General features: G+C 36.5%; 19 protein-coding genes and 1 pseudogene. 9 read left to right on the top strand and 11 right to left on the bottom strand.

What is annotated here, in order from left to right:
* Positions 1 to 168: 168 nt before the first annotated feature.
* From M0P98_01285 to M0P98_01275, 3 genes are all read left to right on the top strand, one after another.
* Positions 169 to 1482, top strand: coding sequence for an alginate export family protein (locus M0P98_01285; protein MCK9265510.1), 1314 nt, complete (start codon positions 169 to 171; stop codon positions 1480 to 1482).
* A gap of 251 nt (positions 1483 to 1733) precedes the next feature.
* On the top strand, positions 1734 to 2870 hold the full coding sequence (locus M0P98_01280) for a GNAT family N-acetyltransferase (protein ID MCK9265509.1): 1137 nt from the start codon (positions 1734 to 1736) through the stop codon (positions 2868 to 2870).
* Positions 2871 to 3291: 421 nt separating this feature from the next.
* Complete coding sequence (locus M0P98_01275) at positions 3292 to 4425, top strand: GNAT family N-acetyltransferase (GenBank protein ID MCK9265508.1); 1134 nt, start codon at positions 3292 to 3294, stop codon at positions 4423 to 4425.
* A gap of 185 nt (positions 4426 to 4610) precedes the next feature.
* On the opposite strand, the gene M0P98_01270 is transcribed toward M0P98_01275, so the two are convergent.
* The 11 genes and pseudogenes from M0P98_01270 to M0P98_01220 form a co-directional block, all read right to left on the bottom strand.
* Complete coding sequence (locus tag M0P98_01270) at positions 4611 to 5360, bottom strand: undecaprenyl-diphosphate phosphatase (GenBank protein ID MCK9265507.1); 750 nt, start codon at positions 5358 to 5360, stop codon at positions 4611 to 4613.
* A 711-nt stretch (positions 5361 to 6071) separates the two neighbouring features.
* Positions 6072 to 6176: pseudogene (locus tag M0P98_01265) on the bottom strand (prepilin-type N-terminal cleavage/methylation domain-containing protein).
* Positions 6177 to 6188: 12 nt separating this feature from the next.
* Positions 6189 to 6941 (bottom strand): DUF1559 domain-containing protein, encoded by a 753-nt coding sequence (locus M0P98_01260; GenBank protein MCK9265506.1) that lies wholly within the window; start codon positions 6939 to 6941, stop codon positions 6189 to 6191.
* A 16-nt stretch (positions 6942 to 6957) separates the two neighbouring features.
* Positions 6958 to 8247 (bottom strand): type II secretion system F family protein, encoded by a 1290-nt coding sequence (locus M0P98_01255; protein MCK9265505.1) that lies wholly within the window; start codon positions 8245 to 8247, stop codon positions 6958 to 6960.
* A 30-nt stretch (positions 8248 to 8277) separates the two neighbouring features.
* Complete coding sequence (gene tadA / locus M0P98_01250) at positions 8278 to 9996, bottom strand: Flp pilus assembly complex ATPase component TadA (protein ID MCK9265504.1); 1719 nt, start codon at positions 9994 to 9996, stop codon at positions 8278 to 8280.
* Positions 9997 to 10006: 10 nt separating this feature from the next.
* The gene (locus M0P98_01245; GenBank protein MCK9265503.1) at positions 10007 to 11137 is read right to left on the bottom strand and encodes a PilT/PilU family type 4a pilus ATPase; all 1131 of its coding nucleotides are present in this window, start codon (positions 11135 to 11137) and stop codon (positions 10007 to 10009) included.
* A 3-nt stretch (positions 11138 to 11140) separates the two neighbouring features.
* Positions 11141 to 12850 carry a GspE/PulE family protein gene (locus M0P98_01240; protein MCK9265502.1) on the bottom strand — a complete coding sequence of 570 codons (1710 nt, stop codon included), beginning with the start codon at positions 12848 to 12850 and terminating at the stop codon, positions 11141 to 11143.
* A 58-nt stretch (positions 12851 to 12908) separates the two neighbouring features.
* On the bottom strand, positions 12909 to 13124 hold the full coding sequence (locus M0P98_01235) for a hypothetical protein (protein ID MCK9265501.1): 216 nt from the start codon (positions 13122 to 13124) through the stop codon (positions 12909 to 12911).
* Positions 13121 to 13891, bottom strand: coding sequence for an AAA family ATPase (locus tag M0P98_01230; protein ID MCK9265500.1), 771 nt, complete (start codon positions 13889 to 13891; stop codon positions 13121 to 13123). The genes M0P98_01235 and M0P98_01230 overlap by 4 nt, the downstream gene beginning before the upstream one ends.
* Before the next feature lie 31 nt (positions 13892 to 13922).
* On the bottom strand, positions 13923 to 14726 hold the full coding sequence (locus M0P98_01225) for an amidohydrolase family protein (GenBank protein ID MCK9265499.1): 804 nt from the start codon (positions 14724 to 14726) through the stop codon (positions 13923 to 13925).
* Positions 14723 to 15367: an SGNH/GDSL hydrolase family protein gene (locus tag M0P98_01220; GenBank protein ID MCK9265498.1), complete on the bottom strand. Its 645-nt coding sequence runs from the start codon at positions 15365 to 15367 to the stop codon at positions 14723 to 14725. The genes M0P98_01225 and M0P98_01220 overlap by 4 nt, the downstream gene beginning before the upstream one ends.
* Before the next feature lie 107 nt (positions 15368 to 15474).
* Here M0P98_01220 and M0P98_01215 point away from each other — a divergent pair, with 107 nt between their 5' ends.
* The 6 genes from M0P98_01215 (at position 15475) to M0P98_01190 (ending at position 25224) form a co-directional block, all read left to right on the top strand.
* Entirely contained in the window at positions 15475 to 18861 is a 3387-nt protein-coding gene (locus M0P98_01215; protein ID MCK9265497.1) for a right-handed parallel beta-helix repeat-containing protein, read from the top strand.
* Positions 18862 to 18945: 84 nt separating this feature from the next.
* The gene (locus tag M0P98_01210) at positions 18946 to 19956 is read left to right on the top strand and encodes a Gfo/Idh/MocA family oxidoreductase (GenBank protein ID MCK9265496.1); all 1011 of its coding nucleotides are present in this window, start codon (positions 18946 to 18948) and stop codon (positions 19954 to 19956) included.
* A 28-nt stretch (positions 19957 to 19984) separates the two neighbouring features.
* Positions 19985 to 21433, top strand: coding sequence for a hypothetical protein (locus M0P98_01205; GenBank protein MCK9265495.1), 1449 nt, complete (start codon positions 19985 to 19987; stop codon positions 21431 to 21433).
* A complete protein-coding gene (locus M0P98_01200; GenBank protein ID MCK9265494.1) occupies positions 21426 to 22370 on the top strand; it encodes a hypothetical protein in 945 nt (314 codons plus the stop codon). The genes M0P98_01205 and M0P98_01200 overlap by 8 nt, the downstream gene beginning before the upstream one ends.
* A gap of 19 nt (positions 22371 to 22389) precedes the next feature.
* Entirely contained in the window at positions 22390 to 23733 is a 1344-nt protein-coding gene (locus M0P98_01195; protein ID MCK9265493.1) for a DegT/DnrJ/EryC1/StrS family aminotransferase, read from the top strand.
* Positions 23734 to 23979: 246 nt separating this feature from the next.
* The gene (locus tag M0P98_01190; GenBank protein MCK9265492.1) at positions 23980 to 25224 is read left to right on the top strand and encodes a DegT/DnrJ/EryC1/StrS family aminotransferase; all 1245 of its coding nucleotides are present in this window, start codon (positions 23980 to 23982) and stop codon (positions 25222 to 25224) included.
* Positions 25225 to 25687: the final 463 nt, after the last annotated feature.

The following is a 25687-nucleotide window of genomic DNA, read 5'->3' as shown; positions in this document are numbered from 1 at the left end:
CGTAGGTGGAGGGGCTTTGTGCTTTTACCCCTTGTATGTCATTCCGGACTTGCTTCGGAATCTTGTCTTCACTACCGCTATAGAGGTGACAAAATAGGATGTAAAGGAAAAAGTAAAAGTGGGTAAATATCCAAATTTGGTAAAACATTATTATAAAAAGGGGAAATAATGAGAAAAGTTAAATTGCTTCTGGTATTTTTGAGTTTTTCTATCACAGTTTTTGCGGACGGAGTATTTGATTACGGTTTTTATTTAAGACTCAGACAAGAGTGCGTAGAGAATGTGTTTGACTTTAATAAAGCCAATATAATGCGTGATGACAATTATTTTCGTCTTAAAGCAAGTGTTTGGGGCAAATGGAATTTTTCTGATGATGTGAATATGTTTGTAAAACTTACAACAGAACCTAAGTATTACTTGAGTACAACCGGGCAGATGTCGGGTGGGAAAGAATTGAAAGATCAAGAAATATTTTTTGATAACTTATACCTTGATGTTAAAAACGCTTTTGGGATGCCTGTCGATTTGAGGTTAGGGCGACAAGATTTTCTTATGACCCACGGTGAAGGGTTCTTAATAATGGATGGAACTCCTTCCGATGGAGGTAGGTCTTTATATTTTAACGCAGCAAAGGCTACCCTAAGGTTTGATGAAAAAAACTCGCTTGATATTATATACACTCAGAACACTTATCAAGATGAATACCTTCCTTTAATAAACGACCAAGATAGAAACATTATATACCCTAAAATGGATGAAAGAGCAGTTATTCTTTACGGTAAATTTAAGGTAGATGATAACCTCTCTGTTGAACCATACTATATACATAAAACTGAAGATGCTCATACAAGAGCAGGTAATTATATAGAAAAACTTAAACTTAACACTGTTGGAAATAGGGCTGTCTATAATTTTGCTCCTTGGAGTTTAAGGGGCGAACTTGCGTACCAGTTTGGTGAATACGATGATAACAGAGATAGGAGCGGTTTAGGTGGCTATATTTTCTTAAAAAGAGCTTTTACAGAAGCAAAACTTTCACCTACCCTTGATATTGGTTATGCTTATCTTTCAGGCGATGGTAACCCTTATGCAGGAGATAAAGATAAAGGGTGGAACCCACTCTTTTCAAAATGGCCCTGGTTAAGTGAACTGTACGTGTTCCATTCAGTTATAGAAAGGAACGAGGTTGGGTATTGGACAAACTTGCAGATATGGCGAGCGAAAACTGATATGAAGATAACAGATAAAACAGGTTTTTGTCTTGCTTACAATTATTTAAGGGCAAACGACAACCCTGCGCCTGCAGTCTTTTTTGGAACAGGCAAAGAGAGAGGACATCTGGGACAGGTACAATTGTTTCATAAGTTTAACAAAAATATAGATGGTCTAATGTTACTTGAATATTTCAAGCCGGGAAATTTTTATGCTTCAGACAGAGATAACGCTCTATTTTTTAGATGGCAGTTACAGATGAACTTTTAAATTATTAGTTGTACAAAAAACAATGAGAAGGTAAAAACAGTATGGAATAATCACGAAGGTCGGGTCTTCGTCTTGTTGCCGTCTTTGCGAGTTTAAGGATAAAAGATGAGTTTATCCCGAGTACCCCCGAGGGCTTGTCCCGATAGTATTTGTGAGGGGAATTGCCACGCCAAAACTCGGCTCGCAATGACAAGCAACGACGAAAAAGGAATGGGAAGGAAGTAGAAGCAAATTATTGGAGGAGAGGAAAAATGAGAATAGAGAGAGCAAAACCTTGTCAATATGAAGAGTTACAAAAGTTCCTTGAAGAGGTTTATGGACATTCTGCTGGGGCTTTTAAGGAAGGTTGGCTCGAGGTTTGGCAAAAAGAAAACACAGAATTTGATAACTCTCTTTTAATAAGTGAGGAGAACCGTATAGTAGCATTTTTAAGGGTATTCCCTATAACTCTCAACCAGAACGGTGTAACAATAGAAAGTGGTGGTATTGGTAGCGTTTCTACCCTGTATTCTCATAGAGGTAAAGGGTATATGTCCAAACTTTTAGAAGAGTCTTTTAGGTTGATGGATAGCAAAAAAATGCCGATATCTATTCTATGGGGAGATAGACATAGGTACGGTTTTTTTGGTTATGAGAATTGTGGTACTTGCGTAGAATTGTCGATCAAATCTCGAGGATTAAATAAGTTTGGAATAAAATCAGTAGAAACAGAGAGGTTTTTTTATGAAGAACCTGCTTTGAACGAGATGATAAGGACTTTCAATTCAAATAACTACAAAAGAGAACGCAATAAGAAAGAATTTATTGATATTTCTAGCAGGAGAGGTTCTGCTACGTACTACGCTTTTCATAATCAAGAGTTTGCTTATCTGATTCTACCTTCAACCGAATCTTCTGGTGCTGGAAATATCCTTGAGTTTGGAGGTAACCCAGAACTATTGCTCGGTATTTTGAAATATCTTAGTGAAAGGTTCAGTTTATCTGCTTTCACATTACCTTTTCCTTCCTTAAACGAAGTTCCTAAAAATCTACTTGATATTTCTTCTGCCTGGAATATAAAACATACTTTTTTAATGTTAAAAATAATAGACCTTAAAGAAACCTTAAACCTTTTTATACGACAAACAGATGCCTGTTTCCCTGACGGAGAAGAGATAACCTTTACAATAAAAGGCAGGGAATCTGTTACTGTTTCTAAAACAGATGGTATTGTTTCTGTCAAAGAAGGTAAAGGTAAAAATGAGATATTTTTAAATGAAAATGATATGGTAAGACTACTGTTTGGTTCTACCTTCTGGGCTCCTTCTAATATAAACTCAAAAGTATTTAACCTGCTAAGAAGTTTTCTTCCTTTTAAGATTTTTGTTTGGCCAACCGACTACATTTAATGTTATTCTTAAATTTTTGAAATTAAATATAGAGTTGAAAAGGTTGTGCAAAAAACAATGCTCATAAAGATAAAGGCATAAAAGAGAAACGTATGTGGTGTTCATTCACTCACTACCCTTTTTTCCCCTCTACCCTTGGGACTTATAGGTATAGGTAATCCTTAGGTGTTTGCAGAGAGGTTAATGGGATGAGGCTTGTCCGCCGAAGCTTGTATTTTAGCGTAGGAGGAGGGGCTGTTAGCAGGCAAGGACAAGAGATGAGAATTCCCCCTTGTTTGTCATTCCGGACTTGATCCGGAATCTCGTTTTTTACGTTGCGTCTATTACCAATGTGAGGTAAATTATAGATCCTGAAACAAGTTCTGTATGACAAAAAGGAATAAGAAGAAAGCAGAAGCAAATTATTGGAGGAGAGGAAAAAATGAAAATAGAAAACGCAAAATTATCGCAATATAATGAAGTAAAACAATTTTTAGAAGATGCTTACGGTAGTTCTCGAGAATCGTTTCCCCAAAGATGGCCTCAGTTTTGGAAAAAAGAGTATGCCGATTTTCGTAATGTATTGCTGGTAAGAGATAACAATATAATCGTTTCGCTTGTGAGAATATTTCCCTTAACGTTTCAACTAAAAGATGTGACAATAAAGAGTGCAGGTATTGGAAATGTTGCTACTTTGTATCCACACAGAGGCAAAGGATATATGTCTAAACTTCTTAATGAAGCTTTACTACAAATCAAGAAAGATAAAATTCCTATATCTATTTTATGGGGAGATAGACATAGGTACGGATTTTTTGGGTATGAAAAATGTGGTTCTTGCGTTAAATTATCTGTTAATGCAAGAGGAATAAACAAATTAGGCATAAAACCAGCAGAAGCCGAAAGATTTTTTGGAGATAAAACAATTCTTGAGAAGATAATTAATCTTTATAATTCTAACAGTTATAAAAGAGAACGTACTATCAAGGATTTTGAGACTATTTACTTTAAGCGAGGTGTTGCGACTTATTACACCATTAAAAATCAAGGTTTTGCTTATGTTACATTGCCTTCTACTGAATCTTCAGGCGGAGGGGCTCTTTATGAATTTGGGGGCAATCCAGAGTTGCTACTTGGACTGCTCCAAAATCTTAGTGTAAGGTTTGGGCAGAACTCTTTTATCTTTACATACCCAAATTTAATTGAAATCCCTGACGTTATATTAAACTCTGCTTCCAGTTGGAGTGCACACAATATGTGCGACCTAAAAATAATAGACCTTAAAGAAACCTTAAACCTTTTTATGCGACAAACAGATGTAAGTTTCCCTGATGGAGAAGAGATAACTTTTACAATAAAAGATAAGGAATCTGTCACTGTTTATAAAACAGATGGAACTGTTTATGTTGAGGGGAAGAAGGGTAAAAACGAGATTATATTGAGCGAACAAGATATGGTAAGGTTATTGTTTGGCTTAACTTTTTGGGCTCCTAATAATATTGATACTCCAACGAAACGTTTATTGCAAAGATTTCTTCCATTTAGTTTTTTTGTCTGGCCAACAGATACCGTTTAAAGCCATTTAAAACCGTAAGTTCCTGCCCCCTGTATGTCATTCGGGACAAGACTTGCCGTAGGCGGAAAAGGAATGTGAAGGAACAATAGTAAGGATAAAAGAAAGATTGCCGTAGTCTTAAAAGTCACTTCAACCTACGCCAAAATACGACTTGCAAAAACAAGCATAGGAGAGTGGGCGAACTACTACAATAAAAAGAGTATAATAGATAAAAACAGAGTATAAACCCCAAATAGATAAAATTTATCTTTGACAAGAATTTTACGCAAAAAGAAGAGCGAAATAAGTCCAAGTAAAAATGATGCAAAGAACCCTATTATAAGGAAAGGGATAGGTAAACTTGTTATCTTTCTTGCTTCTAACACAATAGCACCAGTAATAGCAGGTACTGCTAATAGAAAAGAGAACCTAAAGGACTCTTCATTGCTTAGTCCTGCCATTTTCCCTGCTGAAATAGTTGCACCTGAACGAGATATTCCCGGCAAAAGAGCAAACCCTTGCATTAACCCAATAAATAAAGCCTTACCGATTGTAATTTTTCTATTTTTACTACGGATTGCAGATGCAAATAATAGTAACGAAGTAATAAGTAAAGTGAAAGATATGGTTTTAACAGTTGCAAGAGAATCCATATATTTTCGTAAAAAAAGACCTAAAATACCAGTAGGTATAGTAGCAAGAATAATATATAAAAGTAATCTACTATCTTGGCTTTTTCTATCGGTTTTTAACCCTTTAAAAATGTTCTGTATATCTTTCCAAAAAAAGACTAATATAACAAAGAGGGCAGAAAAATGTAAAAATATATCAAAAGAGACATCTCCATTAAGATTTATCAAATGCCTAAATAAGACCAGGTGACCTGAACTGCTTACAGGTAACCACTCAGATATACCTTGAACAATAGATAATATTATAACGTCTGTTAATTTCAATGTTTTAACCTCTCTTTTTTCCCTCTACTATGCTTGTCATTGCGAGTGTTTCTTAACGTGGCAATTCCCTCGGAGATATCGAAGGCAAAAAAATATAGCACCTACAAAGATATATCTTTATTTTATATTTAGGTAGGTGCAAAAATTATATTAACGGTATTAGCGAAACTTGTGTATTATATCATCATTTTCAGGTTTTACTTCTCCCTTTGGTGTGTCAATAATACCGTTTGGCCCGCCAGAGTATATTATCATAACCTTCTCGGCACTATTGTAAGCAAGCCCGTAAGCTGTGCCCCAAGAATCGAGAGGGGTGCCTTCAGGAAAATTACTATTTTTCCACCCGTTAAATTCCTCATCATTATCTATATTAGGTATAGGTCTGTTTCCTTTTGGAGGGTTAGGGCTCAAAGTAGCTCCCGTCTGATAAACTTGATAGGGGCCATCCCAATTATGATTTTGAGTTAATTCGCTTTCTACATCTGTAGTATGGTCAAATGCGGCAGGGTCATAATAAGCAAAAGCACTATCACCAGAAAGACCACCCCAATGAGGTCCATAGTGAGGAGAAATAGAAACAGAATTTCCTGCAAGAGCAGGGTCTGACAAATCACATAATCTCACATAATGTCCTATATCCATTTTAACCATTGTCATTACAGAAGCAAGAGCAGACACCTCTGCTTTTGTTTTATCAACCAGAGCTTTTGCTCTGGAGCGTCTTATGGAAGGTAAGAGTAATGCTGCAAGAATAGCTATAATCACCATCACCACAAGAAGTTCAATTAACGTAAACCCCTTTTTTCTTTTATACATTTAACCCTCCGTTTATTGTCCCCAAAACTTTGTTTCTTCTTCAGTGTCAACTATAACTGAAAAACCATTTTTCATGCAAGCAACTGTTGGTTGTATATCTCCAGTTTGCATATCTTCTTTAGCAAAAATAATATCTGAAAGGTTGACCCATTCTGCCGACCCGTCAATATATAGGACATTCATTCCATACGCGTGGTTGCCTGTTTCTACATTAGCACCCGTAAGGTTACCGTTGGTATTATATTTGTCGATAAACTCTGAGTTGCTAAGTTTAGATGTATTAAATAACCCTCTATCGCTTATAATTGGAACTCTCCAATTTGCGCGGTTAGAAGCGCTTAAACCAAAAACAAAAGCATAACTACCATACCAATTATCCCAATAATTATCGTTTCTCCAATTTTCCTCTCCGTTGTTTTCAAGGGTTTTTGGAGCCCTTCCGTGTCTAACTATACTTGAGGGACACCAGAAAGTTTTTAGAGTATTTATATAATGAGGATATATAGCATTATTTCCTAAAAACAGTTTTTCTGGTTCTGAAGGAAACTTTTCAAAATGGTCTTCTGCAAACATTTCAAAAGCAAGCGACAATTGTTTAAGGTTGCTTAAGCAGGTTGTTCTACGGGCTTTTTCTCTTGCAGTTGAAAGTGATGGTAGAAGTAAAGCTGCAAGTATACCTATAATAGCTATGACTATAAGCATTTCCACAAGCGTAAAACCAGAATATATAAACATTCTCTTTTTCAGACTATATTTTTTATTCATATTTTCACCTCCTTTTTTATCCTGATAAGCCCATAGCAAGTTTTATTAGAGGCATAAATAATGATATAACAATAAATCCTACAATGCCTCCCATAAAAACAATTAAAATAGGTTCTATCATTGAGGTCATAGCGGCAACAGCAGCGTCTACTTCTGCTTCATAAGCTTCGGCTATTTTTTCAAGCATAGCGTCCATTGCACCTGTCTCTTCTCCGACAGCCATCATATTTGTTACCATAGCTGGAAACACTTTTGTTTTCAGCATAGGACCTGCTATCCCTTCTCCTTCTCTAACTTTGTTTCTAACTTCATTTATACCCTTAGATACGACTTCGTTTCCAGTGGTATCTCGTACTATTTGAAGAGATTGCAATATAGGGACACCACTTGATATAAGGGTTGCAAAAGTTCTTGCAAACCTTGCTACTATTGTTTTTGAAACTACGGGTCCAAAGACAGGTAGTTTCATTTTAATCTTATCTATATAGAATTTAGTTACCTTTATTCTGTTAAGTATTTTAAAGAGAACAATTATAACTACAAAAAAGATAATAATCAAGTAAAATTTTTGAGTCATAATGTTTGAGATTTTCATCAAGAGAAGAGTAGGTCCTGGTAGTTCGCCTGCTTCCATATCCTTAAATATTTCTATAAAGGTGGGTACAATTTTCATCATAATAAATCCTAAAATACCGCCTGTAACTACCACAATAACAGCAGGATACGCCATAGCAGATTTTATTTTACCTCTTAACTGTGCTTCTTTTTCCATAAATTCTGCTAACCTTGTTAGAACAGTTTCAAGAGCTCCACCAGCTTCTCCTGCCTTTACCATAGCTACATAAATTTTAGGAAAACTTTTAGGGTTTTTTGCTAAAGCTTCAGAAAAAAGCGCACCGCTTTCTATATCTTCAGACAGTTTTGCAAGAACCGCACTTGCTCCACCTTTTCTCTGTTCCCTTAAAACTCTTAAAGACCTCAATAGTGGCAAACCTGAACCTATAAGGGTTGCAAGTTGTCTTGTTATAATTGTAAGTTCTTTGGTTTTTATTACTGCGGAGCCAAAAGAAATAGAAGCACCTTTACCTTTACCCTTAGGTTTGGCTTTAGTAGTTGGGGCAGTTGCTGGTTTTGCTTTTTCTTTACCTTTAGCTGGTTTGGCAGCAGCTTTCGCTGGAGCAACATTGGTAACAAAGTACCCCATACCTTTTAGTTTGGATATTGCTTCCTGTACCTGCGAAGCCTCAATGATACCAGTAACAGGTTTTCCTGCAGGGTCCATTGCATTATATTGAAATTGTGCCATTTTTCTCCTAATTGTAAACTAATGACCTTTTTAATATCCGTGTATTTCTTTTGCAACTTCTTCTAATGATGTTATACCCTCTTTTACCTTATCAAGTCCATCTGCAAGTAAAGTTTTCATTTTGCAGTCTTCAACTGCTATCCGTTTTATTTCTCCAAGAGGTTTTTTTTCAAAGACAGCTTGCCAAAAAGCCTCTGTTGGTCTGAGTATTTCAAAAATAGCTGTTCTTCCTTTATACCCACCTCTACAAAATGGGCAACCTTTAGCTTTGAAAAATTTCATCTCTTTAACATCTTCATCAGTTAGAGAAAGTTCTATAATCTCTTTTTTTGGCGGAGTGTACTCTTCTTTGCATCTTGAGCATAACATTCTTAATAATCTTTGAGCAATAACACCTTCAATTGTTGAAGATAGAAGGAAAGGTTCAATCTTCATATCTATAAGTCTCATTACGGTGCTTGGGGCATCATTAGTATGCAATGTGCTCAAAACTAAGTGACCCGTTAAAGAGGATTGTATAGCCATCTGAGCTGTATCAAAATCTCTAACCTCTCCTACTAAGATTATATCAGGGTCTTGCCTAAGAATACTTCTTAAACATCTTGCAAAGGTAAGACCTATCTGTTCTCTTATGGGGACTTGTAACGCTCCTTCAAGCATATACTCAACAGGGTCTTCTGTTGTTATGACTTTCACATCGGGGGTGTTAAGTGTCCTAAGTATAGCGTAAAGAGTGGTTGTTTTGCCGCAACCAGTAGGACCTGTTGCAAGTATTATTCCGTTAGGTTTGTTTATTACAGCATTTATCTCGTTCCTATTGTTTTCAGATAGACCAAGGTTTGCAAGTTCAAAAATAGTTTTTCCTCTATCAAGAACTCTTATAGCAAGACATTCTCCAAAAACAGTAGGCACAGTATTTACACGAAGGTCAACGGCTCTGCCCATAATTGATAACTCTATTCTTCCGTCTTGAGCCAACCTTCTTTCTGCGATATCCATACCAGCCATAATTTTAAATCTGCAAAATAGAGCAAAAGATAACCCTTTAGGTGGGTGAACTAAGTCATATAATACTCCATCAACTCTATACCTGACCCTAAAATCGTTTTCAAACGGCTCAAGATGAACGTCTGAAGCATTATCTCTGACTGTCTGTAAAAGAATTAAATCAAAAAGTTTTACCACAGGAGGCAGAGAAGCAATTTCTTCAAGGGAAGTGATTGTGGCATACTCGCCTTGGCTTGCTAAGGCGTTCAACTCTTCAAGTTCTTCAATATCTTGTGCAAGCCATTTTACTAAGTCGTCTATGGTCTCTATCTCTTTACCATAATGAGTTTCAATAGCTTCTTTTATATCGTCTTCATCAGCCAATACCATCTGTGTTTTGTACCCAAGAACAAAAGATATATCGTCTTGTATATTAAGGCTAAGAGTATCTCCGACAGCAAGTTTTAATACGTTTTTTTCAAGCGAGATAGGTACTGCGTTGTAGGTTTTTGCAAGTGCGGAGGGAAAAACTTCGATAGCTCTCTTTTCAATTACAATATTTTTTAAGTCCAGCATATCAATGCCGGCTTGCATACTTAAAAATCGTTTGAGGGTTTTTTCATCTATATATCCAAGGTCAGCAAGAATTCTACCAAGAAAATGACCAGTCTGTTTCTGCTGTTCTAATGCAGTTTCCAACTGTTCTTGAGTAATAACTCCATCTGCTATAAGCATCTGCCCCAGAAGTTTTTTTTCACTCATTTTTTGCCTTTTAGATTGATTTCATCTCTTTAATTTTTTCGTCTATCTCAGCTGTTGATGCTTCATCTATTAGCCCTTGAGCTAACAGTTCAGCTTTTGTAGAAACAGGGTCATTGGCATAAGTCATAACATCTTCATAGACTATCTTATCTTCCTTAAATAGGTTTATAAGAAAAGTGTCCATTGTTATCATACCCATCTTACCGCCTGTCTGTATCTCTGAGATTATTCTGTATGTTTTTCTTTCTCGTATCAGGTTTTGAATAGATGTAGTTGCAAGCATCAACTCAAAAGCGGCTACTTTACCTTTTTTATCTGCTCTGTTTAGTAATACCTGAGAAATTACCCCAAGTATAGATACAGATAACATAACCCTTATCTGCTCTTGTTGTGCAACAGAGAAAGCGTTTACAATTCTATCAACAGTTCTGGGAGCACCTGTTGTGTGTAGTGTGGCAAACACGATATGCCCTGTTTCTGCCGCTGTGATTGCTGCTTCAATAGTTTCCAAGTCTCTCATTTCCCCAACCAAAAATATATCAGGGTCTTGTCTTAACCCCCTTCTTAGAGCCTCAGCAAAAGTTGGTACATCAACTCCAAGTTCTCTTTGGGTTATTACAGATTTTTTGTGATGATGGAAATATTCAATAGGGTCTTCAATGGTTATAATATGTTTACTAAGATTTTCATTCATCCAGTTAACCATAGAAGCAAGGGTTGTTGTTTTTCCTGACCCAGTCGGACCTACAACAAGTATAAGTCCTCTTGGACGGGTCAAAAGTTGTTGCATTGTTTCAGGGTTAAGACCAATCTGTTCGAATGTTAAAAATTTGTAAGGTATCAGACGCAAAGCTAAGGCAATATTTCCACGTTCTTTAAATACGCTTACTCTAAACCTTGCTAAATCTTTAAAAGCAAACCCAAAGTCTGTACCTCCTACTTTCTGTAACTCTTCTTGGTTCTCCCTTGAGGTGATAGCCTTCATATAATTGGTAGCAATTTCAGGAGTTACAGGTATATCACCTACAGGATGAAGTCCGCCTCTCATCCTTAATGTGGGTGGTAACCCAACATTGATATGTAAATCTGCTGCATCTTCCTTTATTTGCATTGTTAAGAGTTCTTCTATACTTTTTGGCATACATCAATCTCCTGTAACAGTTAATACTTCTTCCAGCGTTGTTATTCCAAGTTTAACTTTTCTAATACCATCGTTATACATAAGGTGCATACCGTTTTTAATAGCAGCTTCTCTTAATTCACCAACACTGGCTCTCCTTAATGTCAATTCTCTTAATTCATCGTTCATAGAAAATATTTCAAAAATACCTTTACGACCTCGAAATCCTGTGAAATTACATTCATTACATCCTTTAGGTTTACATATATTTAATTCTTCTCCGGGTTGAACGTTCAATGTTTTTTTCATCTGTTCATCTGGTTCAATCTTCTCTTTGCAATATGAACATAAGAGTCGCACCAACCTTTGAGCCATAACGCCTTGAACAGAAGACGCTATAAGGAATGGTGGTGCTCCCATATCTATTAATCTTGTGATAGCGCCCGGAGCATTGTTGGTATGTAGAGTACTAAAAACAAGGTGCCCTGTAAGAGCCGCTCTTAACGCAATATCTGCTGTTTCAAAATCTCTTATCTCTCCAACAAGGATAACGTCAGGAGATTGTCTTAAAAATGCTCTTAATATAGCCGCAAAAGTCAATCCTATCTCAGAATTAACAGGGGATTGGTTAATGCCAGGAATTTGGTATTCTACCGGCTCTTCAACTGTCATCAGTTTTCTGTCCATAGTGTTTAGGGTTTGCAGAGAAGCATAAAGGGTTGTTGTTTTACCTGAACCAGTGGGTCCTGTAACAAGTACCAGCCCCCCCGCGTATTGTAGCAATCCGTTCCAGATTTTGAGGTCATCCTCGAGAAATCCAAGTTCTTCAAGCCCTTTCATCATAGCCGTTTTATCCAAAATTCTTAAAACAATGCTTTCACCATACACACCCGGAAGCGACGAAACACGAAAATCTATCGGTTTACCGCCAATATCAAGCATTATTCTGCCATCTTGAGGTAACCTCTTTTCAGAAAGGTCCATCTTAGCCATAAGTTTGATTCTTGCTAAAACAGGTCTTTCAATTCTTTTTGGTGGCGCTACTATCTCATACAGAAGACCGTCTATTCTAAACCTTACTCTAAACTTTTTTTCAAGAGGCTCAAAATGTATATCACTTGCCCTGCGCCTTAACGCCTCAACAAAGACAAGGTTGACAATCTTAACAACAGGCGCTTGTAAAGCAAGGGACTCATCTTCATCGTCTACGATTTCTTCAATAGGGTCGTCAAGGTCAATTGTAGCACTGCTAGCTTCTTGTAGCATTTGGCTAAGGTCTTCCATATCTTCCTGGGCGTAATATTTGTCTAACAGTTGGTCCATCTCTTCAGGAAAGGTAATGATAACATCAACAGATGTGATACCCTCATTGTTTATAATAGAAAGAAAATATTCAGAAGATAATATATTTATAGGGTTATCAGAGACTATAACCAACCTGCCATTGTCCCTTCTTTCCCAAGGTACAATTCTGTGGCTTTTGGCTATTTTGGGAGGGATAACAGTTAAGATTTCTTGAGGTATCTCTTGTGCAGGTAATTCTCTTTGTACAACACCCATTTGAAAGTAGAAAGAAGGAGATATTTCTCCAAAAGGTAACATACCTCTATTCTGGAAAATCTCTTTTATTGGAGCGCCTGTCTTTTCTTGCTCCTCGAGGGCTCCGTCAATGGATTTTGTATCCCATAGCCCTACATTCTTTATTACGTTTATGATCTCTTTTTTTGTAGGCATATTTATATGCTAACAGATAAACTCTAATTAGTCAATAATTTCAGTAGTTATTAAAATCTTATTTAGAAACTGTAAGTCTTGTTTGTATTGCTTCTTCAAGCCATTGAGAGATAGTTTTGTCTTGTTCAACAGCCGAATGTTTCACCTGTTTCATAAGAGCATTAGATAATATAAAGGTATATTTTTTTCGCATCTCTTTTGCTGTTTTTGTTTGGCTTTTTGTTTTTGAAGAAACATTAAAGAGTTTTTTTGCCTGAGGTCCTAATCTGCTCATCTTATTCTCCTTTTAAATTCATTAGCAATTAAAAAAAAGTCTTCGGAAGCAGAAGAACTGCTGGCGTAATCAAATATAGCTTTACCAAATGAGGGTGATTCTCTTAACCTGCTACAAACACTAACGCCATTCTTAAATACCAGATTCCCGAAATTGTGTCTGAGCAAAGACAGGCTTTCTTCTGTAATTCTTAATCGCCTGTCTATCATATTGGGTAAAATCCCAAGTATTTGGAGTTGAGGGTTAAGATTTTTTTTAATCTCATCTATTGTATTCATAATATGGGACAACCCTTCAAGGGAAAGATAGTCACAAAGTATAGGTATCATTACATAGTTTGATGCACATAAACTGTTGACTGTAAGCAAGGATAAAGAAGGTGGGCAATCTATCAGCACAAAGTCGAAAGATTGTAAAATATCCTTATTTCTTTCAAGGATTTTTTTTAGAGAGAACTGGTTCTTATTTTTTGTTACTAAATCAAATTCTGTATGCGCTAAAGTTGTATTAGAAGGAATAATAGATAAATCCCCCAAATAACTACTTAACATAACATCTTGTATCCGTGCTTTTTCAAGTAAAAACTCTGACATAGTTAGGTCTTCAGGTTTTAGGTTTACACCAACGCTAACTGTAGCATTACCTTGCGGGTCCATATCTATTAGAAGCACTCTCTCGCCACTTTTAACAAGAGCGGCAGCTAAGTTGACACAAACAGTAGTTTTTCCTGTACCACCTTTCTGATTAGAAAAAGAAATTATTTTCATAATTAAAGTATAGTATATTTGTCTTATATTATCAATTTCTGACTAAATTTAAGAGAGAAAGAGCGTTTTTTCGCAAAATAAGGTTTTCCAGTTCTTCTCCAAGAGAAAGTTTCTTAAAAAGTTGAAGAGTATTTTCTTGAGACGCCCATGGGGAATCTGTCCCAAAAAGTATATACTCTTGCGGATGTTTTAAAATAATATTTTTAGCTTTATCTATATCTATAAATCCCAATGAAAAGGAGAGTTCCATAAACACCTTTTTCCCTAACATAAATTTTTCAACTTCATCCCAATCTTCCCAAGCACCAAGGTGTGTTGAAACCATTTTTAAAGAAGGAAATCTGTTAACAACTTTCATTATTTTTTCAGGGTCGGCTTTCCTTATTCTTTCAAATGCTATATCAAAACCTGTATGCATAACAAGCAGAAGGTTTTCTTTAGAGATTTTCTCATACAAATAAAACATCTTAGGGTCATCCAAATTGAACTTTTGGTAGTACGGGTGCATCTTTATACCACAAAACCCTTCTTTTTTTATAATGCCAATTCTTTCTACCGCTTCAGGGTCCTCAGGGTGTACCGAAGGCAACGGTACAATTCTATCTGAACGTATCAATTTTGACCACTCAAGAATGGAGTTAAATTGGGAAGGTTTTGTAGCTATAGAACATATAACACTCTTCTCTATACCAGTTTCATCCATTGAGGATATAAGAGATGAAAGTTTTCCGTCAAGTTCAGCTCCAATTCTGCCTTCAGTTGAAAGAACTTTTATTGCTTTATGAGCTAAAGAGTCAGGAAATGCGTGTGTATGGAAATCTATAATACCGTTCATTGTTTTAGTAAATCAAAGAGGGTTTGAGCTATAATAAGGTGTCCTGTATCGTTAGGATGTACTGGCTCTGCTCCAAAAGCTCCTGCTTCTCTATATTTAAGATGTTCTTGAAATATATCATGAATTTTAATAATTCTTGTATTATACTGTTTGCTCAATTTTGCAACAATTTCTCTATAGGGTTCTAACCTCTTTAGGACAACCCCTCTGTGTGAATCAGTTTTATCTGTACTCATATAGAAGGGTTCTATTAATATGATATTACAACCTATTTGTTTAATAGTTGAGTCTATGAGTTTGGAATATCTTAGTTCATATTTTTCGGGGACAAGTTCTTCCCAAAATTCTGTTTTTCTCAATACTCTATGCACATCGTTAATTCCAACAAGGATAGATAACCAATCTGGCTTAAAATAGAGGATATCATCCGACCATCTATTTTCAAGATCAAGCAAAGTATTCCCACCTATACCTTTGTTTATGATATCAATTTTTAATTCAGGCATATTTGCTATTACCATATCCTTAAACGTTTTTACATACCCATTGCCAAGTCCAGATGGTTCTGTTCTTCTACTGCAATCGGTTATACTATCTCCCATAAAAAGAATCTTTTGACCACTTGTTATTGCGAATTTCATTTTTTGCTCCTTGTTTTTTGCAAAATTATCTTTTTAAATTATAATATATAAAAACAAAGTGTCAAAATATAAGAATATAATGATGTAAATAATAGGAGAAATGGAAAATGAAAAAGAGGTTTTTTCTTTTTATTTTTTTATTTTTTGTTTCAAAAGGTTGGACATTACCAAGTTACCTATACTTCCCTAAAGGATGGAGTTTAAATACTGGCACGCCTCCAAATATTGAAAAAAAGTTTGAAATCCTTGATGATACAGGTTCATACACAAAAAGTTCTTATGCTTTTGTGAGAGGGCATTTGATGAGTAATCAGTTTAATGTATTAGGCGGGGATGAACTTGAAATATCTTTTTATGCAAAAGACTCAGAAGAGAAAAATGTTTCTTGTCTACTATATACATACTCCCGGCAGGAGGGTGGAGCATTAAAATATAGTGGAATTATAACTGGTTTTACTCAAAAAGTAGGCAAGGAATGGACAAATTTATCGGGGGTTGTAAAAATTCCTAAAGTGTCTGAAGATGAAGAAAGTTATGTGAAAGGTAAAAATTCAGTTGATGCTGTAATTATTGTAATGGCAAGCAATACAGGCGCATACTTTGATTACCCTGTAATCAATTATATAGAAGCAAGTAGATGGGATAACATTGAAGCAGGACGCTACCAAGGGAGAGGGCAAGTAAAATACAATTTTGGGCAGTATAGTGAGGCTTTGCAGGAATATAACCAAGCATTAAAATTTGCAGTAACATCAAAAGATAAAGAGCAGATTACGGCAAGTATTGAAGAGGCAAAACAACTTGAAAAACTTGAAACAACAGATAAAAGAACAGAAAACATTTTTCCTAAAATAGACCTGCTTATAAAGCAGAAAAAATATAGGCAAGCTCGGGCAGAGTACGAAAAATTAAAGAAACTCTCAGATAATAGAGATTATCTTAAAGAGATTTCATTATTTAATATTGCAGAATTATATCGGCTTACAAAAGATTATAAAAACGTTCATAAAACCTATCAAGAAATCTATTCTTTACCTAATCTAACCGATTACTACCGTATTTACGGGCTATTTAGGCAAGCAGAGGTATATATCGAACAGAAAAACTATAGTAAAGCAAGAGATATATATGGTGGTCTATTAAAACTAAAAGAAGCAGGAGATAACCATATATTTAAAGGAAAGTTGTTTTTTGCAGATACGTATAGGGTAGAACAAAAATATAGGCAAGCTCGGGCAGAGTACGAAAAACTTTTGATAGAGCAGGAATCTAAAGATTTTCCTAATGAAAGTTATAGAAAAGATATTCTGGAAAGATTAAATGAGATTGAAGGTATTGTTGACGGTAAACCAGAAGAGAAATGGGAAACTAAAATTTTAAGACAGATAAATGGTCCTAAATACGAAATATATGTTTCTCTTTCAGGTAAAGATGGAAATAGAGGAACAAAGACCAGCCCATTTGCAACATTAAAGAGGGCACAAGAAGAGGTTCGTAAAATTAAACAGAAAGGGTTGCCTAATGGAGGGGTTGCAGTAATTTTAAGGCAAGGAAGATATTTTCTTGATGAAAGTATTGTTTTTACACAAGAAGATTCTGGTATAGAAAATAGCCCAATAGTATATCGGAGTTACCCTGGTGAAGAAGTCCGTTTAATAGGCGGTAAACCAGTCACTAATTTTACACTTTTAACAGATAAGGAAATTCTTAAAAGGTTACCACTTAAAGCACATAATAAAGTGTGGGTATCAGATTTAAAAACTTTGGGAATAACAGACTATGGAACTCTTCTGAATAGAGGTCATTCAAACGGTCCTCTCCAGCCAGCATCTATGGAACTTTTTTATAACGAAAAACCTATGAAACTTGCTCGTTGGCCTAAGGATGGATGGAAAAGAACTCTACTGGTAACCCCTGAAGGGGATTTGAAGGTTGGGAATATGCCTATCCATAAAGGGCTCTTCAAGTTTGAGGATGATAGACCAAATAGATGGAAAGAAGAGAAAGATATTTGGGCAGTAGGTTATTTTATGAGGGAATGGGATAGAGTGCATACAAAGGTAATCTCTTTTGATACAGAAAAAGGGGTTGTAACATTATCGCCCGATATAAGGCATAATAAAGGGTATTCTGCCTATGATATGCCTGTTAGAAACGATGCTCCATACTATTTCTATAACATACTAAGCGAACTTTCTGCTCCAGAAGAGTTTTATGTAGATAGGGAAACAGGTAAACTATATTTTTATCCACCTAAAGGAATAAAAGGGCAGGATATAATAGTTTCGACTCTCGATGAACCTATTTTAAATGCTAAAGAGGTTTCAAACATAATCTTTTTCAACTTAACAGTTGAGGTTACAAGAAGAAACGGTATAGAGATAAATGGTGGCAGTAATAATATTGTTGCAGGGAGCGTTATAAGAAACACTGGAGATGTAGGGATTGTTGTGGATGGAGGTTGGAATAATATTATAACAGGTTGCGATATTTATGAAACAGGAGAAGGTGCTATAAAACTGAATAGTGAAGGTTTTAATAGGTATGTGCCAGACTCTAAACTTATACCGGGCAGTCATATTATTAAAAACAATCATATATACAGATACAATAGATTTAGTTTTGGAGGCGGCGGAGGGATGGGGATAAACTTATCTGGAATAGGTAACATAATAGCCAACAATCTTCTCCATGATAGTCCGTATATATGTATAATGTTTGACGGCAACGATAACCTTATAGAGTATAACGAAATATATGATGTAATGAACGAAGCAAGAGATGGTGGCGGTATATATACATACGGTGAACCCAAATACCTTCTGAATAGAGGAAATGTTTTGAGATACAACTTTATACATCATCTGACAGAACAATCTTCACCAGTTAAAACTCATCAAGTGACAGGTATCTATGTTGATGCTTTAAACGGTGGAGTGACAAAAATTGGGAATATTTTTTATCGTTGCACAGAAAGAGCAATGTTTGCGCATGGACCTGATAACCGCATAGAAAATAATGTTTTTATGGAAAATCAACTTGGTATAACTTTATCTGACAGGTCATGGCTACTGGACTCTTCACAACTTAACAGATTAGTTCTTCCGTGGGTAGAAAGGTTGGGTGTTTCTCGTAACAAATTTCCTCCTCGGGGCAATAGATACCCTCAATTATCAGGTATTCTTGAAACTGACCTACCTTTTGGTAAGATTGAAAACAACTCAATAGAAAGAAATATTTGCGTTGGGTCTTCATTTATGACAGGAGTATTGCAGAAAGAGAAGAATACAATAAAAGATAACTGGGAAGAAAGTAACCCATTTTTTATGGATGTAGAAGCGATGGATTTTAGGTTAAGAATAGGGTCGCCTGTTTTTGGTGTTATTGGAGCAGACCCGATACTTTTTGAAAAAATTGGAGTTTACGATTCACCTCTTAGAGCAAGTTGGCCAGTGAACCGACTGCCTGCTGGGAAATTTTTAAAGAAAAAATAATAGCATAAGATTGTTTTTATTGACTATTTTATTGTTAAAGATATATTATAAACTTTAAATTAAACAAATACTATAGGAGGATTTATGTCAAAAAAGTTAGGAGCAGCTGTTTTAGGCTTGAAAATGGGGGATTACCATCTTGTAGGGTATGAGAAGAATCCAAACACAGAGATAGTGGCTATATGTGATACTGACCCTAAAATTCTTGAAGAAAAAAAGAGACAGTATAATGTACCTATTGCTGTGACAGATTATAGAGAACTTCTTAACAATAAAGATATAGATATTGTTTCAGTTGTTACACCCGATTTTGTACATGCTGAACAGTCTATTGCCTTTATGGAAGCAGGGAAAGATATTCTTTGTGATAAACCTATGACTCCAACCGTGGAAGAAGCAATAGATATAATTAACGCAGTAAAGAAGACAGGCAGAAAATTTATGGTTGGTCAGGTTTGCAGATATAGCCCTCAATTTGCTTTTGCCAAAAAACTGGTAGAAAAAGGAGATATAGGGGAGTTGTTTTTTGTAGAGTCTGAGTATGCCCACGATTATTCAGGAGTACCGGGTGTAGGAAACTGGCGTGTTGACCCACGTAGAGAACCTTTTCTTGGCGGTGGGTGCCACGCTGTTGATCTTGTAAGATGGATAGCAGGGGAGGCGGAAGAAGTTTCTGCTTATGCTAACCACAAATGTTTAACAACATGGCCTGTAAATGATTGTACGGTAGCTATCTACAAGTTTGAAAATAATGTTATAGGTAAAGTCTTTGTTTCAATAGGGTGTATAAGACCTTACACAATGAGAAGTGTATTTTATGGAGTCGATGGAACCATTGTATGTGATAACAGAACCCCTTCTATACAGGTATGTCGGAAAGGTTATTTTGGAAAAAGACCTACATTTATGACTTTACCTACTGAGGTAGCAGACCATAATGTTGCAGATGAAATTGCTGATTTTGTTGATTGCCTTCTTAACAACAAACCTATACCAATGGATGAAGTTGAAGGGGCAAAAACGGTAATTGCTGCTCTCTCTGCTGCTCAATCTGTAAAAGAGGGAAGACCTGTTAAGATTGAAAAGATACAATAGAACGACATATAACCATAGGAGGAGAATAATGGAAGTAGGTTTTTATGAGACAGATATTACTCCAAGTATAGGTATGGAGCGACCTGCAAGTTATTATAAAATCTATATTGAATCTATAAGAGACCCATTGAAAGTTAGAGCTGCAGTTATTTCTGATGGAAAAGAAAAAGTAGCTCTGGTTGGTGTGGATACAGGAAGTCTCCAATCTGCAAAATGTGTAGCTGAAGCACGCTCAAAGATTGAAAAGTTTTCTGGCATAAAAGGTAGTTCTGTTATGATAGGTGCTTCACATACCCATTCAGGTGGACCTTGCCACGGTTTTCTACCTGAAACATATAAAGATGCGCCTGACCTTATCAAAAAATTGATAGAGGAGTATAGTATTATTCCTAATATCAACTATTCACAACATGTTATTAACCAGATAGTTACAGCAGTGTGCGAAGCCGACAGAAGAAGAAAAAAAGCAGTCTTTTCTTGTGGGGTCGGTTTTGAAGATAAAGTAGCTTTCAATCGCCGTTGTAAAATGAGAAACGGAAGAGTCTATACTCACCCCGGTAAAGGTAACCCAGATATACTTGGGTTTGCTGGTCCTATTGACCCAGATGTTGGTGTTCTGTCTGCTTGGGATATGGACAACAAATTTTTAGGTTGTGTTGTTAATTATTCCTGCCACGGCACAACTTTATGGGAAGGAGCCTCAGCCGACTGGATATATTTTATGGATAAAACAATAAGAGGTGTTATGGGAGAGGATTCTGTTACTGTCTTTCTTAACGGCGCAAGTGGTGACATAACTCAGGTGAACAATCTTTCTTTAAACGAAAGAGAAAGCGGCGAAAGATACGCTGATATTGTTGGCACCAGAGTAGGCGCAGAAGCCGTAAAGGTTATGGCTGGAGCACCTAAAGGAGATATGTCTCCGGTTGCTTACGGGCAAAAATTTCTTAAAATAAAAAAGAGAAGACCATCCCCAAAACGTGTTGCAGAGAGCCGTGTTATAGTTGAAGAAGGGTTAAAATCTAACAAATCAAAAGATGCCGATGCACGTTGGTTATTTGCTAAAGAAATACTTTTAGCCGATTATATGATTAGTAAAGAACCTGTTGCAACAATAGAATTACAAGCGGTTCAGGTTGGTGGGGCTATATATCTGTCGAACCCAGGTGAACTTTTCTGTCAACTTGGGCTTGATATAAAAGAAGCATCAGAATTTCCTTGCACCTTTGTTGTTGAAATAGCGAATGGGTCTAGTGGCTACATTCCCGACGAAAAATCTTTTACTCCTCAAGGGGGAGGTTATGAAACTGTTTTAACTATGCATTCTAACCTTGAAATTACTGCAGGACGGCAGATTGCCAATGGTTGTATAGAACTATCAAAAATGTTTAAGCCGGGAACTATTCCTGCAATACCTAAAATTAAAGAACCGATACCTCCGTGGGATTACGGTATGATGGGACCAGACCTTGAATGATAGTAAAAGCAAAATATTGACAAAAGATGATATAAAGGCGTATGCTAAGAAGTGTGGTTTCGTAGATTGCGGTATTACCGATGTATCAGATTTTAATGATTATAAAGAAACTATTGATAGGATGTTATCTTCTTTCCCAGAAACTAAACATTTGTATAGTTCTATGGAAGGAAAGGCATATATTAAAAAGAATGTTCCTTGGGCTAAATCAATAATAGTGTGCTTAAGGAGTTATGCTAAATATAAGATACCTAAAACTATTAAAGGTTATATAGGGCGCAATTATCTATTTGATTCAAGGGTACTCCATAGCCCTGAGTACCAAATGTCGAGAAATTTTACTCAATATTTGAAAAACTCAGGCATAAGAGTAAAAAAAGGCGGGCTTCCAGATAGGGCAGCAGCCAAAAGAGCAGGGGTTGTTTCAATAGGTAAAAACAATTTCGCATTTTCAAAGATATGTGGTTCGTGGTTTAATATATCTACCTATATTGTTGATATAGAACTTAAACCAGACAACCCTTCGGTAGGTACTATATGTCCTGAGGGTTGCGATATATGTATAAGAGCGTGTCCAACGAAAGCATTAAGCGCTCCTTATACTATGCGTATGGATAAATGTATTGCTTTTCTTACTTACGGAAAAGAAGCAGAGATATCTGAGGAACTATGCAAGAAAATGGGTACGTGGCTCTATGGGTGCGATGTGTGTCAAGAGGTTTGCCCGCTAAACAAAGGGAAATGGCAAAACATTGTAACCTTACCATACCTTGAAAAGGTTGCAGATATAATTACACCTTCAAAGTTGAGTGAAATGGGACAGAAAACTTATGAGGAGATAGTTTTTCCTCTATTTAATTATATCCCAGTTGACAGAATTGATAGATGGCATAATAACGCAAAAAGAGTGCTAAAGTATATAAAAAACAATAGGTGAACATAAGGAGGATAAAATTATGAAATCCAAATTGGCTCTTTTAGGTGGACCTAAAGCAGTAAAGTCGGACGTGAAGGATATTTTTACTTGGCCTATCGTAAACAAGGAGATGGAAACAAAAGTTTTAGAGATATTGAGGGCCGGAACAATGTCAAATCTTGAAGTTACAAAAGAATTTGAAGAAGGGTTTGCAAAGTGGCATGGAATGAAATATGGTTTGGGGCATAACAATGGTACCTCAGCGCTTCATTCTGCTTTCTTTGGTATAGGTATAGGCAAAGGAGACGAAGTAATCTGTACAGCAGTTACCTACTGGGCTTCATACCTGCCTATACTTGCACTTGGAGGGACTATCGTTTTTGCTGATGTAGAGCCAGACACTCTAAATATAGATCCTGACGATATAGAAAAGAGGATTACAGATAAAACAAAAGCAATTGTTGTGGTTCATTATTGTGCTAGACCCGCAGATATGACAAAAATTATGAAGATAGCAAAGAAACACAAACTTAAAGTAGTAGAAGATGTTTCTCACGCCCACGGCGCTTTGTATAAAGGTAAACTTGTAGGGACATTTGGCGATGTTGCTGCATACTCTTGTATGAGTGGCAAATCTTTTGCTACTGGCGAAGCTGGTATGCTCATAACCAACAGTAGAGAAATTTATGAGCGTGCTATAGTTTTTGGACATTACGAAAGACACGCTAACCTTACAATACCAGAACTAAAAGCCGCATCAGGGTTGCCCTGGGGTGGGTATAAATATAGAATGCACCAACTTTCTGCAGCAGTAGGTATAGTTCAGTTGAAAAAATATAAAAAAGAGATGAACGAGATAGATGAAGCAATGAACTACTACTGGGACCTTCTTGAAGGTGTGCCGGGAGTAAAATCTCTCAGAGTGCCTAAAGATTCTGGTTCAACTATGGGTGGCTGGTATGTACCGAAAGCACTCTATAATAAAGAAGAGTTAGGAGGGCTTTCGGTCTCAAGGTTTGTAGAAGCAGTCTCAGCGGAAGGTGTTCCAACTCACGCAGGTTGTAACAAAGGCGGGTTTAGCCATCCGTTGCTCAATACTGTTGATATTTATAACGATGGGAAACCAACCAGAATAGCTAACTCTAATTGGGATGTTAGAACCAATAAAGGACCGCTTCCTGTTGCTGAGAATATACAAACTAAAGTAATAAGTGCGCCTTATTTGAAAAAATGTTACAAAAAAATAATTCAAGAACATGCAAATGCTGTTAAAAAAGTGGTAGAAAACTATAAAGAACTTCTCCCTGGAGATAAAGGAGACCCTAAAAATATGGGTGGATGGGGGCTTTCAGGAATAAAAGCGCCTTCAAAGAAGAAAAAATAGTTTCTCTTTTTTTCATCCTATTCTTATTTTGTTTTTGAGTTGCGTATTTATGATAAATTTTAAGGATTTCTTAATGAGGTGGCAATCTCGCCGTAGGCGGAAAAGGCAAGGATAAAAACATAATAGGGATAAAGACGAAGGAATTACCACGTCGCAATTCCTATGAAAACATTTAAATACTAAGAGAAACATTACTGAAAGTATAGCCAAATTTGGCAGAACGAACAACAACAGAAGGGGGATAAAATGGAAAAGCTTGCTATCAATGGTGGTAAGCCAGTAAGAAAAACTCCTCTACCGAAAAGAAATAATTTTGGCGAGGAAGAGAAAGAAGCAGCCATAAGAGTTTTAGATAAAGTTATAGCCTCAGGAAGTGGTTTGGATAGGTATGGTGGGGTTGAAACAGATGCATACGAAAAAGAGTTTGCTGAGTATTTTGGTACAAAGTTTGCTACTGCTGTTAGTTCAGGAACAGCTTCAATACATACAGCGATAGCTGCACTAAACCTTGAACCGGGTAGCGAAATTATTACAACTCCTATTACAGACAATGGAACTCTTATGCCAATGATTTTTCAGCAATGCATACCTGTTTTGGCTGATGTGGATTATAAAACTCTTAATTTATCTCCAGAATCCGTAGAAAAAAATATTACAGAACGAACAAAAGCTATAATTGTGGTACATCTTGCCGGTATGCCAGCAGATATGGATAAGATAATGAAAATAGCAAAGAAACATAAATTGTTCGTTATTGAAGACTGTGCACAGGCACACGGAGCAGTCTACAAAAATAAGTTTGTTGGCTCAATAGGAGATATGGGGTGTTTTAGTATGATGGGTAGCAAACATACTACAAGTGGCGGACAGGGTGGAATGGTTTTAACAAATACAGAAGACCTTTATTGGAAAGCAAAAAGATTTGCTGATAGAGGTAAACCCTTTGGCACTAAGGAGAGCGGTTGTATTATTGCAGGTTTAAATTATAGAATGACAGACCTTGAAGCTGCAATAGGTAGGGTGCAGTTAAAAAGATTGGATAAGGTAAGAAAGAATAGATATAAAGTATATTCAGAGTTAAAAGAACTTTTTAAAAAAGAACTTTCTGCGTTTAGGTTGTGGGAAAATCTCCCCAAAACTGAACCTAACCCTTGGTTCTGTTTTATACATATAGACAATAAAAAGATAAAGGAAGACAATTCTGTTGTTTCTGAAGCTTTAAGAGCGGAAGGATTATATGTAGGCGCTCATTATACAAAACCTATGACAAGTTCTAAATGGTTGTTGGAACGTAATACTTTAGGTTCCTCTCAACTTCCTTGGACTTTGCCAGGCGTAAGGGATATAACTTATGAAGGTACATGTCCTAATGCTGAAAAAGCTCTACTTGACCATCTTACTTTTTATATGAATGAAAGCTGGAAAAAAAGTGAGATAACTCAAACATTGAAAGCCTTTAAAAAGGTAGAAAACTATTATTTGAAAAAATAAGGGACAAAAAAGTATGGGGTGTTATCTACTCACTCTGGTACTACGGCGCATACACCTTCTACTTAACAATCGGGCACTCTGAGAACTTACCCTTCTGTATATAAAGCATTTCCGAAGGGTTCAACAGGCTCAGAGGAGGGGAACAAAAGGCTTGACCTTTTGTTAACAGCCCCCCCATTCCGTCTTTGCGAGCCGTTTTTTGGCGTGGCAATCTCGCCGTAGGCGGAAAAGGAATGCACCTCTCTTTGCCTTCTCCCCTGGAGGGAGAAGGATCAAGGATGAGGGGGGATTTGTGCAGACTAAAAGAAAACGAGAGACTAAACAATAGTAAGGATAAAATAGGAGACTTCCCCTGCATGTCATTCCGGACTTGATCCGGAATCTCGTTTTGTACTACTTACTTTACGTAGGTTAAGTGAGAGATCCTGAAACAAGTTCAGGATGACAAGTTTGGGCGTTCGGG

The organism is bacterium (genome assembly GCA_023230585.1).
In the GTDB taxonomy this organism is placed as follows: domain Bacteria; phylum Ratteibacteria; class UBA8468; order B48-G9; family JAFGKM01; genus JALNXB01.
This window is presented reverse-complemented; position numbering and strand designations above follow the sequence as displayed.

Coding starts and splice junctions, on each gene's coding strand:
- M0P98_01275 (MCK9265508.1), top strand. CDS start 3,292: ATGAAAATAGAAAACGCAAAATTATCGCAATATAATGAAGTAAAACAA.
- M0P98_01240 (MCK9265502.1), bottom strand. CDS start 12,850: ATGCCTACAAAAAAAGAGATCATAAACGTAATAAAGAATGTAGGGCTA.
- M0P98_01190 (MCK9265492.1), top strand. CDS start 23,980: ATGGAAAAGCTTGCTATCAATGGTGGTAAGCCAGTAAGAAAAACTCCT.
- M0P98_01280 (MCK9265509.1), top strand. CDS start 1,734: ATGAGAATAGAGAGAGCAAAACCTTGTCAATATGAAGAGTTACAAAAG.
- M0P98_01255 (MCK9265505.1), bottom strand. CDS start 8,247: ATGGCACAATTTCAATATAATGCAATGGACCCTGCAGGAAAACCTGTT.
- M0P98_01220 (MCK9265498.1), bottom strand. CDS start 15,367: ATGAAATTCGCAATAACAAGTGGTCAAAAGATTCTTTTTATGGGAGAT.
- M0P98_01245 (MCK9265503.1), bottom strand. CDS start 11,137: ATGCCAAAAAGTATAGAAGAACTCTTAACAATGCAAATAAAGGAAGAT.
- M0P98_01260 (MCK9265506.1), bottom strand. CDS start 6,941: ATGAATAAAAAATATAGTCTGAAAAAGAGAATGTTTATATATTCTGGT.
- M0P98_01225 (MCK9265499.1), bottom strand. CDS start 14,726: ATGAACGGTATTATAGATTTCCATACACACGCATTTCCTGACTCTTTA.
- M0P98_01230 (MCK9265500.1), bottom strand. CDS start 13,891: ATGAAAATAATTTCTTTTTCTAATCAGAAAGGTGGTACAGGAAAAACT.
- M0P98_01205 (MCK9265495.1), top strand. CDS start 19,985: ATGGAAGTAGGTTTTTATGAGACAGATATTACTCCAAGTATAGGTATG.
- M0P98_01210 (MCK9265496.1), top strand. CDS start 18,946: ATGTCAAAAAAGTTAGGAGCAGCTGTTTTAGGCTTGAAAATGGGGGAT.
- M0P98_01195 (MCK9265493.1), top strand. CDS start 22,390: ATGAAATCCAAATTGGCTCTTTTAGGTGGACCTAAAGCAGTAAAGTCG.
- M0P98_01285 (MCK9265510.1), top strand. CDS start 169: ATGAGAAAAGTTAAATTGCTTCTGGTATTTTTGAGTTTTTCTATCACA.
- tadA (MCK9265504.1), bottom strand. CDS start 9,996: ATGAGTGAAAAAAAACTTCTGGGGCAGATGCTTATAGCAGATGGAGTT.
- M0P98_01235 (MCK9265501.1), bottom strand. CDS start 13,124: ATGAGCAGATTAGGACCTCAGGCAAAAAAACTCTTTAATGTTTCTTCA.
- M0P98_01215 (MCK9265497.1), top strand. CDS start 15,475: ATGAAAAAGAGGTTTTTTCTTTTTATTTTTTTATTTTTTGTTTCAAAA.